The organism is Catenuloplanes nepalensis (assembly GCF_030811575.1).
Lineage (GTDB): Bacteria > Actinomycetota > Actinomycetes > Mycobacteriales > Micromonosporaceae > Catenuloplanes > Catenuloplanes nepalensis.
Window position 1 is genome coordinate 1,680,740 of sequence record NZ_JAUSRA010000001.1, and the last position, 15,285, is coordinate 1,696,024.

The 15,285-nt window shown below is 71.8% G+C and carries 14 protein-coding genes; 6 read left to right on the forward strand and 8 right to left on the reverse strand.

Annotated elements, in window-relative coordinates; translation table 11 throughout:
* The first annotated feature begins 29 nt into the window (after positions 1 to 29).
* Positions 30 to 1,190 (forward strand): PucR family transcriptional regulator, encoded by a 1,161-nt coding sequence (locus J2S43_RS06975; protein ID WP_306827781.1) that lies wholly within the window; start codon positions 30 to 32, stop codon positions 1,188 to 1,190.
* Positions 1,191 to 1,228: 38 nt separating this feature from the next.
* Here the strand turns inward: J2S43_RS06975 and J2S43_RS06980 are convergent, their stop codons facing one another.
* The 3 genes from J2S43_RS06980 to J2S43_RS06990 all read right to left on the reverse strand — a co-directional run bounded on the left by J2S43_RS06980 (position 1,229) and on the right by J2S43_RS06990 (position 4,511).
* On the reverse strand, positions 1,229 to 2,197 hold the full coding sequence (locus tag J2S43_RS06980) for an AraC family transcriptional regulator (RefSeq protein ID WP_306827783.1): 969 nt from the start codon (positions 2,195 to 2,197) through the stop codon (positions 1,229 to 1,231).
* Between the two features lie 243 nt (positions 2,198 to 2,440).
* Positions 2,441 to 3,472 (reverse strand): glycoside hydrolase family 5 protein, encoded by a 1,032-nt coding sequence (locus tag J2S43_RS06985; protein WP_306827784.1) that lies wholly within the window; start codon positions 3,470 to 3,472, stop codon positions 2,441 to 2,443.
* A gap of 115 nt (positions 3,473 to 3,587) precedes the next feature.
* Positions 3,588 to 4,511, reverse strand: a complete 924-nt coding sequence (locus J2S43_RS06990; protein WP_306827785.1) for a class I SAM-dependent methyltransferase — start codon at positions 4,509 to 4,511, stop codon at positions 3,588 to 3,590.
* Positions 4,512 to 4,676: 165 nt separating this feature from the next.
* Here J2S43_RS06990 and J2S43_RS06995 point away from each other — a divergent pair, with 165 nt between their 5' ends.
* Positions 4,677 to 5,747, forward strand: coding sequence for a cation diffusion facilitator family transporter (locus J2S43_RS06995; protein ID WP_306827786.1), 1,071 nt, complete (start codon positions 4,677 to 4,679; stop codon positions 5,745 to 5,747).
* 33 nt (positions 5,748 to 5,780) lie between these two features.
* Here the strand turns inward: J2S43_RS06995 and J2S43_RS07000 are convergent, their stop codons facing one another.
* Positions 5,781 to 8,135, reverse strand: a complete 2,355-nt coding sequence (locus J2S43_RS07000) for a glycoside hydrolase family 3 N-terminal domain-containing protein (RefSeq protein WP_306827787.1) — start codon at positions 8,133 to 8,135, stop codon at positions 5,781 to 5,783.
* A gap of 243 nt (positions 8,136 to 8,378) precedes the next feature.
* Between J2S43_RS07000 and J2S43_RS07005 the strand changes: the two genes are divergently transcribed.
* Positions 8,379 to 8,582, forward strand: coding sequence for a hypothetical protein (locus tag J2S43_RS07005; RefSeq protein ID WP_306827788.1), 204 nt, complete (start codon positions 8,379 to 8,381; stop codon positions 8,580 to 8,582).
* 9 nt (positions 8,583 to 8,591) lie between these two features.
* On the opposite strand, the gene J2S43_RS07010 is transcribed toward J2S43_RS07005, so the two are convergent.
* A complete protein-coding gene (locus J2S43_RS07010) occupies positions 8,592 to 9,239 on the reverse strand; it encodes a hypothetical protein (protein ID WP_306827789.1) in 648 nt (215 codons plus the stop codon).
* Positions 9,240 to 9,341: 102 nt separating this feature from the next.
* Between J2S43_RS07010 and J2S43_RS07015 the strand changes: the two genes are divergently transcribed.
* The gene (locus J2S43_RS07015; protein ID WP_306827790.1) at positions 9,342 to 11,678 is read left to right on the forward strand and encodes a discoidin domain-containing protein; all 2,337 of its coding nucleotides are present in this window, start codon (positions 9,342 to 9,344) and stop codon (positions 11,676 to 11,678) included.
* Between the two features lie 26 nt (positions 11,679 to 11,704).
* On the opposite strand, the gene J2S43_RS07020 is transcribed toward J2S43_RS07015, so the two are convergent.
* A complete protein-coding gene (locus J2S43_RS07020; RefSeq protein WP_306827791.1) occupies positions 11,705 to 12,187 on the reverse strand; it encodes an HAD domain-containing protein in 483 nt (160 codons plus the stop codon).
* Between the two features lie 352 nt (positions 12,188 to 12,539).
* Between J2S43_RS07020 and J2S43_RS07025 the strand changes: the two genes are divergently transcribed.
* Together J2S43_RS07025 and J2S43_RS07030 are read left to right on the forward strand one after the other, a co-directional pair.
* Positions 12,540 to 12,923 carry a MerR family transcriptional regulator gene (locus J2S43_RS07025; RefSeq protein ID WP_306827792.1) on the forward strand — a complete coding sequence of 128 codons (384 nt, stop codon included), beginning with the start codon at positions 12,540 to 12,542 and terminating at the stop codon, positions 12,921 to 12,923.
* 162 nt (positions 12,924 to 13,085) lie between these two features.
* Positions 13,086 to 13,967, forward strand: coding sequence for an NADP-dependent oxidoreductase (locus J2S43_RS07030; protein WP_306827793.1), 882 nt, complete (start codon positions 13,086 to 13,088; stop codon positions 13,965 to 13,967).
* A 120-nt stretch (positions 13,968 to 14,087) separates the two neighbouring features.
* Here J2S43_RS07030 and J2S43_RS07035 read toward each other — a convergent pair whose 3' ends face one another.
* Positions 14,088 to 14,345, reverse strand: a complete 258-nt coding sequence (locus J2S43_RS07035) for a hypothetical protein (protein WP_306827794.1) — start codon at positions 14,343 to 14,345, stop codon at positions 14,088 to 14,090.
* A gap of 207 nt (positions 14,346 to 14,552) precedes the next feature.
* Positions 14,553 to 15,275 (reverse strand): tetratricopeptide repeat protein, encoded by a 723-nt coding sequence (locus J2S43_RS07040; RefSeq protein WP_306827795.1) that lies wholly within the window; start codon positions 15,273 to 15,275, stop codon positions 14,553 to 14,555.
* Between the last annotated feature and the right edge of the window lie 10 nt (positions 15,276 to 15,285).

Consider the following 15,285-nt stretch of genomic DNA (forward strand, 5'->3'; position numbering starts at 1 on the left):
GCTTTATCACCGGGTGACAAAATCGGCGGGTGGACGCCACTCCCTGGCATCGCCTGCCCGCCGACCTCGCACCCGCGATGCGCCCCCGGCTGCCGTCCGCGGCCCGCACGATCGCGGACGCGGTCGCGGCCACCACGCCGGCGTTCGCGGACGCGGCCGGCACGCACGTCGACCGGGACGTGCGCGCACCCGTGCAGGTCGCGCTGGAGCGCTTCGCGGACCTGGCCGGCACGGACGAGCCCGCGCTCCCGCCGCGCATCCGGGAGGTGTTCGTCGCGCTCGGCGCGGCCGAGGCGCGCGAGAACCGCGGCCCGGAGCTGCTGCTCGGCGCGCTGCGCACCGCGTCCCGGCTGATGCTGCGCCTGGCCTCGGAGGCCCTGGCGGGGCTGCGGCCGGTCACCGTCGACGAGCTGATCGACCTCACCGACGCGGTCAGCGCCTACGTCGACGAGCTGGCCGCGGCCTGCACCGACGGCCTGACCCGCCAGCTGCGCGAGCAGGCCGGTGAGGGCGAACGCCGCCGCCGGCAGGTCGCCGACCTGCTGCTGAGGGGCGGAGGGCAGGCCGCCACGGTACGGGAGGCGGCCGCCGCGATCGGCTGGCCGGCGCTGGACACGCTGGTCCCGGTGCTGTTCCCGCTGGAGCACGCCCGGGACGTGCGGTTCCGGTTCGGCGGCGACGGCCTGGTCGCCGAGCGCGCCACCGACGCGGTGCTGCTGATCCGGACCGGACCGCGCGCCGAGCGTGCCATCCTGACCGAGGCACTGACCGGCCGGGACGCGGTGGTCGGCCCGGCCTGCGACTGGGCGGTGCTGCCGGAGGCGGTCGCGTTGACCGAGCGGGCCGGCGCGCTCATCGGCACCGGCCCGGCCGCGGTCTTCGCCGACGACCACCTCACCGCGCTGGTGCTGCGGGGCGCGCCCGGCGCGCTCGCCACGCTCGCCACCCGCCGGCTGGCCCCGCTGGCCGGGCTCACCCCGGCCCGCCGCGCGCAGCTGCTGCGCACGCTGGAGAGCTGGCTGCGGCACTGGGGCTCACGCACGGCCGTGGCCGCGGAGCTGTTCGTCCACCCGCAGACGGTCAGTTACCGCCTGGGCCGCCTCCGCGACGCGTTCGGCGACGACCTGGACGACCCGGTGGTCCGCTTCGAGCTCCAGCTGGTGCTGGCGGGGAAGGAGATCTTGCTCTGACGCCATCGGGGACGCCCCGGTCACGGATGGGAGACGGGTCAGGGTGACACGCCGTGCAGCGTGTCCGAGGGCTGGCAGCCGTAGCGGGCGCGGTAGCTGGCCGCGAATCGCCCCATGTGCACGAAACCCCACCGGCTGGCGATCTCGGTGACCTTGCTGGCGACCGGGTCGGACACGCGCAGGTCCACGTGGGCGCGGGTGAGGCGGACGTCGCGCAGGTAGGCGGTCGGGGTCGCGCCGCAGTGCCGCCGGAACCCCATCTGCAGCGTGCGGGTGCTGACCCGCGCGGTGCGGGCCAGCTCGCTGAGCGTCCACGGCAGCTCGGGGGAGTCGTGGATCGCGTCCAGTGCCCGCTGGATCGAGGCCGAGGTGGCCGGCCGGCTGAACGGGTCGTGCAGCATCTCCGCGAACTGGTGGTCGACGGAGAGCAGCAGCGCCCGGACCGCGGCCTCGGCGACCTGCGGGCCGAGCAGCGGGTGGGCGGCGAGCCCGTCGGGGCCGCGGGACTGGGTGGCGAGCAGCCGGACCAGGCCGGTCCAGGTGTGGCCGGGGCCGCTGGCCACGTTCATGGTCGGGCCGAGCAGGATCGACTCCTCGACCGGGCGGCCGATCATGCGGCCGAGCGTGCGTTCCATGATCTCCCGGTCGACCTTGACCGCGAGCAGCCGGCAGCCGGCCTCCCATCGGTCGACCAGCGTGTAGCCCTCCGGGCGGTAGACCGCGGCCTCCTGCGGGGTGGCGATCCGCCGCCCGGTGTGCGGCTGCTCCCAGGCCATGTTCCCGTTCAGCGGCAGGTTGACGTGGTACGAGCCGAGTTCGGGCGTCCGGGTGCGCACGTCGACGGCGAAGCGCATCAGGCCGATCGTCATCGTCTGATTGATGAGCAGGTCGAACAGGGCGCCGATCGGCGCCGCCTGGCCGAGCGTGTCGAGCCGTGATCCGTAGTAGCCGTCGACGACCGCGCCTCGTGCCTCATCGAGATCGTCGGTGCGCAGTGACAGGTGCACGTCGCTCCCTGTGACCGAACGTGGTGGACGGTTGTGAGGGTAACTCTCCACCATCGCGCGTAGTGCACCCAAAGGAGTGAGTGTGAATCACCGGTCCTCGGTCGGACGACATCGGCCGGATCATGATGCCCAATCACCGTGATCACTCGTTGAGAACGGTTGTGGGTACGGCCGGAACCGTCACACCCGAGATCGCGCGCCCCGGTTGCCGTCCGGGGCGCGCGATCGTGGGCAGGAGTGCCGTCACAGACCCCAGCCGTACCGGATGCGGTCGCGGCCGGAGGCGTTGCGGACGGTCAGGTCGAGGCTGGTGCCGCTGCCGGACAGCGCGAACATCGAGTAGTAGTCGAAGCCGGAGGTGCCGGTGGGCTTGCCGCCGAGCGCGGGCCAGTAGACGCCGCCCATCTGGTTGTCGCGCATCACCTGGGTGACCGCGCGGATGTGCCGGACGAAGTTGTCGGTGCTGTTCGCGTCCGCGTAATTCAGGCCGGTCGACATCGGCGCGCCGTACTCGGTGACGACCGCGCGGGAGGCGCAGTTGCCGAGCCGGGTCTGCACGTGGGTGCGGAACGCGTCGTACGTCATCGGGCTGTAGAAGAACGCGTAGTGGTGGAAGGACAGCAGCGTGCCGTTGAAGCGGCTGTCGTTGCAGACGTCCCGCAGGTCCTGGCTGTAGCCGGTGCCGCCGATCAGCGTGCGGGCCGGGACCGCGGAGTAGTGGTAGCTCATCCAGTTCGCCGCGACCGTGCGCCACTCCGCGGAGGTGTAGCCGTGCGGCTCGTTCATCGGCTCGAAGTAGACGTTGGTGTTCGCGCCGTAGGTGTAGGTCACGTTCGACCACATGGTGTTCCAGGCGGCCAGGTTGGTGATCCGGCCGCCGGACGCGGCGCCGTCCTCCCAGTAGGCGAGGATGACCTTGAAGCCGCGCGCGGTGGCGGCGTCGATCGTGCCGCGGTAGGCGTTCCACCAGGTGGTGCCGACCGTGTGCGTGTTGATCGGCAGCCGGACCGTGTTGACGCCGATCGCGGCCATGTCGTCGTAGAGCGCGTTCGCCTTGGCCCGCACGGTCGCGTTGCTGTCGGACTGGCTGAGCCCGTGCAGGACGAGCGGCCCGGTGCTGAAGTTGTCGCCGAGCACGGCCCAGTTCATGCCCTTGAACTGGTTGGTGGCCGCGGCGGCCGGTGCGGCACCGATGACCGCGGCGACCGGGATCATCGTGAGTGCGGCGAGTGCGCCGGCGAGGAGGCGTCTGAAGGGTCTGCGCTGGTTCGTCACTGTCGTGTCCTTCCGGCCGAGCCCGTAACACGGATGCAACACAGTGTTCATCCGCGGTGCTCGATGCGCGATCGCCCGTGCCGACTCGATCACAAAAGGACATAGACGAACATGGTTAGGTGTGGTCGTGTCGCCGGAACAGGTGCACGGCGTGGTCGATCTCCGGCGGCAGGACCAGGCGGGACAGGCGCGCATCCGTGGTCATCGCGAAGCCGGTCTGCCGCTCGTAGGCGTCCCAGTCGCCGGTGCTCTCCCGGTGCCGGGATCCGATCACGATGTAGAGCTCCACGCTCGGCGTGCTGAACACGAATCGTTCGAACGCGTTTCCGGCCGGCGGCCAGGAACAGATGACGACCTTCGGCGAATGCCGTTTCAGCGCCGTTCTCGCGTCCTCCTCCCGCACGTCCTCGGGAAAGTCGATGCTGCCGCTCCAGCTGTGATCGTCGGTCGCGACGACATCGACACCCTCGGCCGCCAGGAAACGCGACAGGGTGCCGTCACCGGCCGCGATCTCCAGGCAGGAGCGGCCGTCGATCAGGCGTGCCAGCTGCCGGACCAGCGGTTTCGAATAGAAGCACCAGATGCCGCGCTTCCGCACCAGCGGCATCAGCCGCCGCCGCTGCGTCAGCAACGGCCAGACCAGGCGGAACCGGCCCAGGGGTACGGGTTTGCGCTCCAGTGCGCGCCGGAACAGCAGCCGCTGCGCGATGAACCCGTTGATCAGCCCGAACCGCACCCGTCCCTCACGCACTCCGGTGGACGCGCTCAGGATCTGCTGTTTGAGCAGGTGGATCGCCATTTGCCGGCGCACCTCGGCCAGCAGCCGGTCACGCTGCGAGCGTGCCCGGCCGGGCGTCGCCGCCTCCGGGCGCGAGACCTGGGTGATGTAGGCCTTCAGCTCCTCGGCATCGTCGCGGGCGATCATCGCGTCGAGTTCGCGTCGCACCCGCTGCCATTCCGCCGGGTACGCGCCGACGAGTGAATCCAGATCCGGGTCGGTTCGCAGCCACGTGACGGCGTCCGCGGTTCGGCGGCTCATGGGCCGATTTTAGGGCGGCGCGCCGGTACATCGTCCGCGAATGGGTGAGTGCGGTCGTTGCGTTACTGCACCGGCTTGGCTGCTGCCGCATTGTCGCGTGCGTACATGAGCACTTATTATCAGCGGCGTATTCGACCGTGAATTGCCGGGAGCGAGGTCGCGACCATGGGCGAGCACCATTCACACCACGACCATGCGAGCCACGATCATGCGCACGGGCACTCGCACGGCCCGGAGGCCCGCGTGGGCCTGGCGGGCCGGATCCGGCACCGGCTGACACCGCACTCGCACGACACCGCGGACAAGGTCGACTCCGCGCTGGAGGCGTCCCGCGCCGGCATGCGCGCGCTGTGGACATCCCTGGCCGCGCTCGGCGCCACCGCGCTCGCACAGGCCGCGATCGTGCTGCTCTCCGGCTCGGTCGCGCTGCTCGGCGACACGCTGCACAACGTCGCGGACGCGCTCACCGCCGTACCGCTCGGAATCGCGTTCCTGATCGGCCGCCGCGCCGCCACCCGGGCGTACACCTACGGCTTCGGCCGCGCCGAGGACCTCGCCGGCATCGTGATCGTGCTCGTCATCGCCGGCTCCGCGATCCTGGCCGGATGGACCGCGATCGACCGGCTGCTGCACCCGGCCGACGTCACCCACCTGCCGTTCGTCTTCGCCGCCGGCATCATCGGCTTCCTCGGCAACGAACTCGTCGCCCGGTACCGGATCGCGGTCGGCCGGCGGATCGGCTCGGCCGCGCTGGTCGCGGACGGCCTGCACGCCCGCACCGACGGCTTCACCTCCCTCGCCGTGGTCGCCGCGGCCGGCGGTGCCGCGCTCGGCTGGCGGTGGGCCGACCCGGCCGTCGGCCTGATCATCGCGGCCGCGATCGCGTTCGTCCTCAAGGGCGCGGCCCGCGAGGTCTACCGCCGCCTGATGGACCGCGTCGACCCCGACCTGGTCGACACGGCCGAGCACACGCTGCGCGGTGTTCCCGGCGTCCGCGACGTCACCGGCCTGCGACTGCGCTGGATCGGCCACCGCATGCACGCCGAGGCCGACATCGTCCTCGACGCCGACCTCACCCTCCAGGCCGCCCACGAGATCGCCGCGGACGCCGAGCACCAGCTCACCCACGCGGTCCCGCGCCTGGACCGGGTCACCGTGCACGCCGACCCGGCCACCCACGCGGGCGCCGCCCACCACGGCGAGCTGTCCCACCGCCGGCGCGCGACACCGGTCTGACCCGGCCGCGCGGGCGGTCGGGTCACCGGGGACCTACGGCGTGACCTCTAGCTGCGTGGTCGTGGTCGCGGTGGAGGAGCCGCCGGCCCAGATGTCGAGCATGGTCGGGTCCTGGACGACGGTGCGGGTGGCGGCGTTCCAGTAGGACAGTTCGGCCGGGCCGAGCGGGAACGTGACCGTGCGGGTCTCGCCGGGCGCCAGCGTCAGACGGCGGAAGCCCTTCAGCTCGCGGACCGGGCGGGACGCGCCGCCGTACCGCTGATGGATGTAGATCTGGACGACCTCGTCGGCCTCGCGCTCCGAGGTGTTGGTGACGTCCACCGACACCTCGGTCGTCTCGCCGATCCCGACGCTGCCGGCCGCGGTCCGCAGGTTGGCATAGGAGAAGCCGGCGTAGGACAGGCCGTGCCCGAACGGGTAGAGCGGGGTGCTCTCCTCCTCCCAGTACCGCTTGTCCTGGTCCTGCGGGGCGAACGTGCGGTGGTGGGCGTAGATCATCGGCACCTGCCCGGCGTGCCGCGGCCAGGTGAACGGCAGCCGCCCGGCGGGGGAGACGTCACCGGCCAGGACCGTGGCCACGGCCTCGCCACCGCGGGTGCCCGGATACCACGCCTGCACGATCGCGGGCACGTGCGCGTCCGCCCAGCGCAGGTCCAGCGGCCGCCCGGACATCACGACCAGCACCACCGGCGTGCCGGTCGCGGCGATCCGCTGCAACTGCTCCAGCTGCCGGCCGGGCAGGTCCAGCGTGGCCGACGACGCGTTCTCGCCGATCTGGTTCTGCCGCTGGCCGGCGACCACGACCGCGACGTCCGCGCCGGCGGCCGCCTCGACCGCCCGGTCGATCTCCGCGTCGTCGTCGTGCGCGGCGGACCGGTCGGCCGGCGGCTCCATCGGGTCGAAGATGGACGGGAAGATCCGCCCCGGGATGTGCGCGCCCGGCGCGTAGGTGACGTTCTCACCGAACCGCTCGCGCAGGCCGTCGAGGACGGTGACGGTCTCGCCGGTGTCGTGCGCGAACACCCACGGGCCCAGCGTGTCCCGCTTGCTGCCGGCCAGCTCACCGATCACCGCTACCGTCGCGCCGGCGGCCAGCGGCAGCGTCCCGCCGTCGTTCTTGAGCAGCACGATGCCGCGCTCGGCCGCGACCCGGGCCGTGTCCCGGTGCCCGGCCAGGTCGAGCACGCGGTCCTCGTCGGCGAACGGGTTCTCGAACAGGCCGAGCCGGAACTTGACGGTCAGCACCCGGCGCACGGCGTCATCGATCTGCTTCTCGGTGACCAGACCGGCCGCGACCGCCTCGGGCAGCCGCGCGAACGCCGGATCGGCCATGCACATCTCCATGTCCAGACCGGCGTCCAGCGCGCGGGCGCCCGCGTCGGCGAGGTCCCGGGCGAAGTGCTGCACCTCCAGCGACCGGACCGCGTTCGCGTCCGAGACGACGAAACCCTCGAAACCGAAGGCCTCCCGGAGTACGTCGGTGAGCAGCCACCGGTTGCCGGACGCCGGCACACCGTTGAGGTCCATGTAGGCGCTCATCACGTTCAGCGCGCCCGCCTCGACCGCGGCCCGGAACGGCGGCAGATACACGTTCCACAACTCGGAGTCGGAGATGTCCGCGTCGTCGTAGTCACGTCCGCCGCGGGCCGCACCGTACCCGGCGAAATGCTTGGGCCCGGCGACCAGCCGATCCGGTCCGAGATCACCCTGGAACCCGCGCACCTGCGCGGCCGCGACCGCCGCACCCAGGAACGGGTCCTCGCCCGCACCCTCCACGATGCGCCCCCAGCGCGGATCCCGGGCGATGTCGACCATCGGCGCGAACGTCCAGTGGATCCCGGTCGCCCGCGCCTCCCGGGCCGCGACCGCCTGCCCCGCCTCGATCGTCTCCGGGCACCAGCTCGCGGCCATCGCGACCGGCACCGGCAGGATCGTGCGCATCCCGTGGATGACGTCGAAACCGAACATCAGCGGTACGCCGAGCCGACTCTCCCGCGCCATCCGCTGCATCCGGTTCACGGTGCCGGAATCCTTGACGAACAGCAGCGACCCGGCCCGCCCCGCCCGGACCGCCTCCTCGACCGCCACCAGCGCCCGCAGTTCCGGTGGCAGCGCTGCCTGCTGCTCCGGCGGCAGAGCCGCCTGCTGCTCCGGCGGCAGAGCCGCCTGCTGCTCCGGCGGCAGAGCCGCCTGCTGCTCCGGCGGCAGAGCCGCCTGCTGCTCCGGCGGCAGAGCCGCAGCGTCGGCACCGTCCGGCACCTGCGGGGCGCCGAAGTAGAAGAACTGGGTCAGCTGCCCCGCCTTCTCCTCCAGCGTGAGGCGGGCCAGCAGATCGGCGACCCGCTCCGCCACGGGCAGATCGGGATCGAGGTAGGGCAGCGTCGTCATCTTGTTCTTCTCCCGTGTCGAAGGATCACGCGGACCGGCCGACGTCCACCCTCGCCGACTCACCTCCGAGATGCCAGCAGGCGCCACGTGCCCTTCACATCGAGCCGGACCGCCGCCTCATCCGCCTCCTCGACGTGCCCGGCACGGTCACGGCCGCTTCGGCGAACCGTCGGCCGCGTCGCAGTCGGCCTGGGCCGAGGCGGGCGCGGCCGTGCGAAGGCTGCACGACGCGCCGCTGCCACCGTGGCCAGGGCCGCAGCCCGGCGAGATCGCGGCGAGGGCCACCTCGCGGACGTCCTCACCGGCTACGGCACCCACGTCGACGTCGACGTCATCCGCGCCTGGTGGTCGCTGCGCAGCCTGCTCGCGATCCGCTGGCTGGCGCAGCACGGCTTCGACCCGTCCGCGCCGGGCTGCGAGATCGACGTGCTGAAGGCCCGCATGTGAGGCCACGAGTCAGCGTTCGAACCAGTACCAGCCGTCGCCCAGAGCCCAGCGGGGCCGGCACGGCGAGTCGTAACAGTCGTAGACGCCCTCGGGCGCGGAGTCACCGGCATAGGCGAAGCCGCCGGGACCGTCCGGATACTCCGACCAGGAAGGCAGGAACAGTGCCGTCGCCCCCGGCGTGTCGCTCTCGATCCGGGCCGCCGCGCCTTTGATCGACAGGTGGTCGAGGCCCGGCGGGAGGAGTTCGCCGTAGTAGTGGTCGGGTGTGAGGCCGCCGTCCGTGGCGGCGAGGACGGCCACCGCGGCGAAGTCGGCGCGGTGCAACCGGTAGTAGCCGTGGACGGACACCGGCTCCCAGTCGACCACCAGCACACCCGCGCCCGCGGCTGCGGAGAGCACGAGCGCACCCACCAACGGCATCGGACGCCTGAGACGCCACTGGTCGGTCACCACGTACACGGTGAGGGTCAGAGCCACCGTGTAGACGGCCACGTGGATCAGCACGGATTCGGTCGTGAGCCGGGCGACCCAGACACCGGCGAATTCGACCGCGGCCACGGCCAGCCACGCTCCACAGAGCACCAGCGCGGGTATCGCAACGTCGCGCCACCGTACGGTGCGTTCGTCCGCGGGCTGTGCACTCGCCTCTGCGTCCACAGTGGCATTGGATCATCTCCGCGCAAGTGATCCCCGTACCGCCCGTGCCGAGATCTTCCATGCTCGGGTGAACCCGGGCGCCGCGGGCCTCGTCTATAGCGCGTGAAACGATCGAGAACGGTTCTCGCCGTCGTGCTGGCCGCCGCGGGAGTCGCCGGTGCGGGGGCGGTCATCCTCCCCACCTTCGCCGGCACCGTGGCGCCCGGACTGACCGGCGACGGCGGCACGGTCACCGCGCAGCATCCGGGCGGGTCCGCGGCCGAGGACATCGGCAAACTGATCGACGGCGACGAGGCCACCAAATATCTCACCCACTCCCGGACCGGCTGGGTGCAGTACGAGGCGACGGCCGCCGCGGTGGTCGACCGGTACGCGCTGACCTCCGCCAACGACGCCCCCGACCGGGACCCGCGGGACTGGACGCTGGCCGGGTCGGCCGACGGCACGGCCTGGACCACGCTCGACACCCGCAGCGGCGAGACGTTCGGCGCCCGCGCGGCCACCCGCGGGTTCCTGGTGTCCGGCACGCCCGCGGCGTACCGGTTCTACCGGCTGACCGTCACCGCGAACAACGGCTCGCCCGCGCTGCAGATGGCCGAGTGGCGGCTGTGGCCGGCCGGCGACGGGATCCCCGCGGCGCCGAGCGGGCTCACCGCCGCCGCGGTCGGCACCGGCGAGATCGACCTGGCGTGGACCGACAACTCCGATGCCGCCACCGGCTATCCCGAGGCCGGGTTCGCGGTGGACAGTTCCGGCGACGGCCAGGCCTGGACCACGATCGGGACCGTGCCGGCCGGCACCACGATCTACACCGACCGGACGCCGCTGACCGGCGGCACCCGCAGCTACCGGGTGCGTGCGCTCGGCGCCGCCACCGGTGTGACGTCGCCGCCGAGCGAGCCCGCCACGGTCACGGCGGTACGCACCGGCGTGGACATCACGGACATGGACGGCACCGTCACCGACCAGTACGCGACGACCGGCGCCGAGGACGCGAACCGCGCGGCGGACAACGCGCCCGGCACCAAGTACCTGACCGGTCGCCGGACGACGTGGCTTCAGCACACCGCCAAGGTCCGCTCGACGGTCACCGAGTACACGGTCACCTCCGCCGACGACGCCCCCGACCGGGACCCGCGGGACTGGGTGCTGGAGGGTTCGGCCGACGGCACCGCCTGGACCACGCTGGACACCCGGACCGGGCAGGCGTTCGGCGCCCGGTTCCAGCGCAGGACGTACCCGATCGCGAACCCGGCGGGTTTCCTCGCCTACCGGTTGCGGATCACCGCGAACAACGGCTCACCGGCGGTCCAGGTGGGCGAGTGGCAGCTGATCGGGTCGAGCACCACACCGGCGCCGGCACCGGCCGTGCCCGCCGGGCTGCGCGCGGTCGCCCGTACCGGCGACCAGGTCGTGATCTCCTGGACGGACGCGGACCGGTGGGAGACCGGTTTCCGGCTGGAACGCTCGGCCGACGGCCGGACCTGGGACTGGTCGCGTACGGTGCCGGCCGGGACCACCACCGCCCACGACTTCGGCCGGACCGGCGAGACGACCTACCACTACCGGGTACGCGCGGTGAACGCCACGACGGTCTCGGCACCCGGCGCCACCGCGACCGCGACCACCGGCTCCGGTGAGCTGCCGGTCACCTGGCAGGAGCACTGGCTGGAGCACAGCCAGCCGCTCACCCGGGTCGCCTACGACGCGGACGTCGCCGTCTACTTCGACCCGGACGTGCCCGCGTCCCAGGCCGGATGGCTTCAGGAGTACACCGGCACGCTGTGGCGCTACACCCGGCGCACGTACGGGGACTTCAGCAACCCGCGCCTGGCCGCGATCTTCCACCAGGGGCGGTACGGCGGCGGCCATCCGGCGACGGTCTTCGACGCCGACCACGACCACCGCAACGTCATCGACATCGGCCTGTCCAGCTGGAACGCCACCGACCCGCAGGCGCGCGACATCACCTCGCACGAGATCGCGCACATCGTGGAGGGCTCCGCGAACGGCGTGCACGGCTCCCCGTCGTTCGGGCTGTGGGGCGACAGCAAGTGGGCGGAGATCTTCCAGTACGACGTGTACGCGGGGACCGGGCTGACCGCCGACGCCGCCCGCTGGCACGCGGCGAAGCTGCAGACCCGCGACTCGTTCCCGAGGGCGGGCACGGCCTGGTACCGGGACTGGTTCTACCCGCTGTGGCGTGACCACGGCGGCAGCGCCGTGCTGGACGGCTACTTCGACCTGCTCGCCGCGAACTTCCCGCAGGTCAACGGCGAGTACGCGCGCGACCTGAACTGGGGCGAGTTCGTGCACTTCTGGAGCGGCGCCGCCGGCGTAAACCTGAAGGCGCAGGCCACCGCGGCCTTCGGCTGGCCGGACGAGTGGGAGCAGCAGTTCGTCCAGGCCCAGCGCGAGTTCCCCGACGTCCGCTACTGACCGCACCCCCCTGCCGCACATGGTCGTCAGTTCCGCCGTGACCAGTCCGCGACCGCGGCGAAGTCGGTCTCGGTGAGACCGGCGTACGGATCGACCCGATGCGGCAGGGCCGGGGCCGGGTGACGGCCGGCGATCCAACGCCGGTCGGCGCCGGTGATCTCGTCGTCGAGCCAGACGAACGGCCGATCGCTGGCCCACCGGGACAGGAACGCGGTCTTCCAGTGCAGCGCGGCTCCCGGCTCCTCGTCCTCCGGGAACGGGACGACCGGTAGGCGGGGCAGGCCGAGGCGGGGCGCGATCAGGTCGTTCGCGGCCGCCATCCAGGTCGTCGCCCACACCAGCCGGCCGTCCAGGGCCCGCAGCCGGCGGCCGTCCGCCGGATCCAGCCGGTGGATCAGCGGATGCCCGGACGGGTCCGGCGGGGAAGCGCCCGGCGGGGTGCCGGGGCGGGCACGGAACGGGATCAGCGGTCCGTCGACGTCCAGGAAGATCAGCGGGCGCGCGCTCACGCCCGGCAGGTTACCGGCCGCATTCGCCTCTGCAGCGTTCAGAGGCGGTGTTGTTGCGGGTGCCGCCGTACCGAAGCGCCGTCTGGTGCCAACCGGTTACTGACGTGTCGTTGTGACGGTCGTCGGCCTGGACATCAGCCGAATGTCCGTTCTGCTCACGGCGGCCGCGGCGGTTCTCGCCTTTTCGGCATGCGGTGGTGAGGGCGTTCCGTCAGGACAGTCCGAGTGGTCACGTTGCGGACCGGAGCGCCGGGTGCGAACCCGTCCCCGAGCGCCGCGGCCCGGCCGGTCATCCGCCCGGACGCGAGCCAGGAGGAGATCGCGTACCACACGCGGGCGTAGGCTTTCGAAGATGCGGATCGGCGAGTTGTCCAAGCGTACGGGCGCGAGTCCGCGCTCCCTGCGGTACTACGAGGAGCAGGGCCTGCTGTCCAGTTCACGCTCCGGCGCCGGGCAGCGTAACTATTCCGACGTGGATGTCGAGCGCGTGGCGCTGATCCGGCAGCTGTTCGACGCGGGCATGTCCAGCCGGGTGATCGCGTCCGTGCTGCCATGTGTGGATACTCCGACTGACCCGGACGTCACCGAGTCGGCGTTCGTGACCATGACGCACGAGCGCGACCGGATCGACGCCGACATCGCGCACCTGATCAAGACCCGGGATGCGCTCGACGTACTGATCGGGATCAACCGCAAGTACTGGGCGGAGCAGTTCTCGGCCCCGATACCGGGGTGACACCGCAGGCCTGACGCTGTGACCCGTGCCTCAGCCGGTTGCCCTTTACACCGATGTGAGAGGCGAGGATGGCTGGGGAGCCCGGAATGACCGGGACGGTCATACGGGAGGCGGCAGAGAATGGGACAGGCGTGGGGTTTCGGCAGGCATGGCGGGCCCGAGGTGCAGGAGTTCTTCGATCGTCCCGACCCGGTCCCCAATCGCGGCGAGGTGCTGATCCGGGTCGACGTCGCCGGTGTGAATCCGATGGACCACGTTCTGCGCGCGGGTCTGCTCCCCGGGCTCGACAGTGGGCGTCCGTTTCCCCGCGTTCTGGGCATGGAGGCAGCCGGAACGGTTCTCGCCCTGGGCGAGGGCGTCGACGGACTCGAGGTGGGTGACCCGGTCTTCGGCTTCGCACTCACCGGTGGCGGCACCTACGCCGAAACGACTTTGCTGTCCGCACCGCACACCGCTCGCATCCCGATGGGCCTGTCCGCGACCGTGGCGGCAACGCTGCCAGTGGCCGGGACGACCGCCGTGGACGCCCTCGACCAACTCGGCCTCCCGGCCGATGCCACAGTCCTGGTCAACGGAGTCGGAGGCGGGGTCGGCCTTCTCGTCGCCCGGCTGGCCGTTCAGCGCGGGCTGCGGGTGATCGGCACCGGGAGTACCACCAAGCGTGAGCCTGCCGAGGCCATCGGGGTGCGGTTCATCGACTACACCGCCGGGGACGTCGTCGCCAAGGCCCGCGAGCTGGTTCCGGACGGCTTCGACGGGATCGTCGACGTGGTCGGAGGCACCTCGCTGCGGACGGTCGCCCCACTGGCCAAGGATTCCCGCAACGTCATCGCCGTGAATGATGCCTCGGTGCCCGAGACCGGTGGGCGTTTCATCGAACGTCGCATGGACCGCGAGAACCTGGAGCGGGCCGCCCAGCTGGCCCTCGACGGGTTCCTCACCCCCGTGATAACCGAGGTCCATCCGCTCTCCGACGCGCCGGCTGCCCTCGCCGCCGTCGAGAACGGTCGCATTCCGGGCAAGGTGATCATCAAGGTGACCTGAGAAGTGCTGCCGAACGCCGTGACCATGCCTGTCGGGTATGCGTGGGGGTGTCCTGTCTGCGGCGATGGCCGCATCACCGCTCATGGCCCTCCTCCGCCGTTCCCACAGCGGCTCGTCGCCCTACCAGCCCCACTTCTCCCAGGCGAGGATGACGAGAAGCCTCACGATCGACACTGCGACCACGAGCAGGGCAACCCCCATGGCGATGAGCAACAGTGAGTCGAAGATGAGGTCGTTACGTTGTCTCGACGCGCTCAGTGGCGGGCCGAAGCCGCTACCGTAGGTGAGCGTGGGGTCGGGTTCGAAATGGATGATCGTCTCGACCGGGATCCAGATGAGTGCCAGCCCGCCGGCCGCCGACAGAACCGCGATCACCATAAGGCACAGAGTGCCCAGCATCTTACCCAATAGGCACCCGCTTCCCACGACATCGGCGCACGAGAACTGCCGGCCGAACGGTCCAAGTAGACCGGAGTTCCGGCTTTCCGGCTACCCGGCCAGGCACGGATGCGGACCGGCCTCGCGGCGAGAGGGAACGAGGAGAGAGCAGTCGGGCGGCAGCTGGACGGACCAGCTTTATTGATCTTATTCGGGTGATGCCGGGGGTGTCGGCGAGTCGTCTTCGTCGTGACGGGGCCGCTCCAGGCCGGATTCCCCCAGCTGTCGGCGGCGGTCCGAAGTGGCCAGCGCCTCGGCCCGGTCCTGGCGGACGAGGACGGTCCGGTAGTCGAGCGGCCCGAGCGACGCGTCGAGTTCGGCCAGGATCTCGTCCAGCTCGACCCCGGCATCGTGTCCCTCGGCGGCCCGTGACCTGGCGATGACCGCGCGGGTCAGCAGGCTCATCGGATGGCGGGCGCCGAGCACTCGGACGCTCACGGCGAGCAGGTCCTCCGCCTCGGCATGGAACTCGTCGAGGCGGCCGTCGCCGAGCAGCCAGCGGGCGAGGTCGTACCGGGCGTCCAGGGTGCGGATGTGCTCCGGGCCGATGACCCGGCTTTCCGTCTCGGCGACGGTCGCGCACATCTGTGCCGCTTCCCCGCAGCGGCCCTGCATGCCGATCGCCCAGGCGAGGTCGACGCACGTGGTGAGCGTGTCCGGGTCGTCCGCGCCGAGGGCGATGCGCTGGTCCGCGATGAGGTCCCGGTAGGCGCGCTCGGCCTCCGGGTACCGCTGCTGCGCCAGCCGCCGGCCGGCGCGATCGAGGCCGCGACCGGAAGCTCTTGCGCCCGGGGACCGGCTGCGCCGCGGCGGCCGGAGCGGAGCGCTAGCGGAGTCGGAGGCCTCCGCGCGCTTTGCCCGCGGGAGCATGCGGGACCGG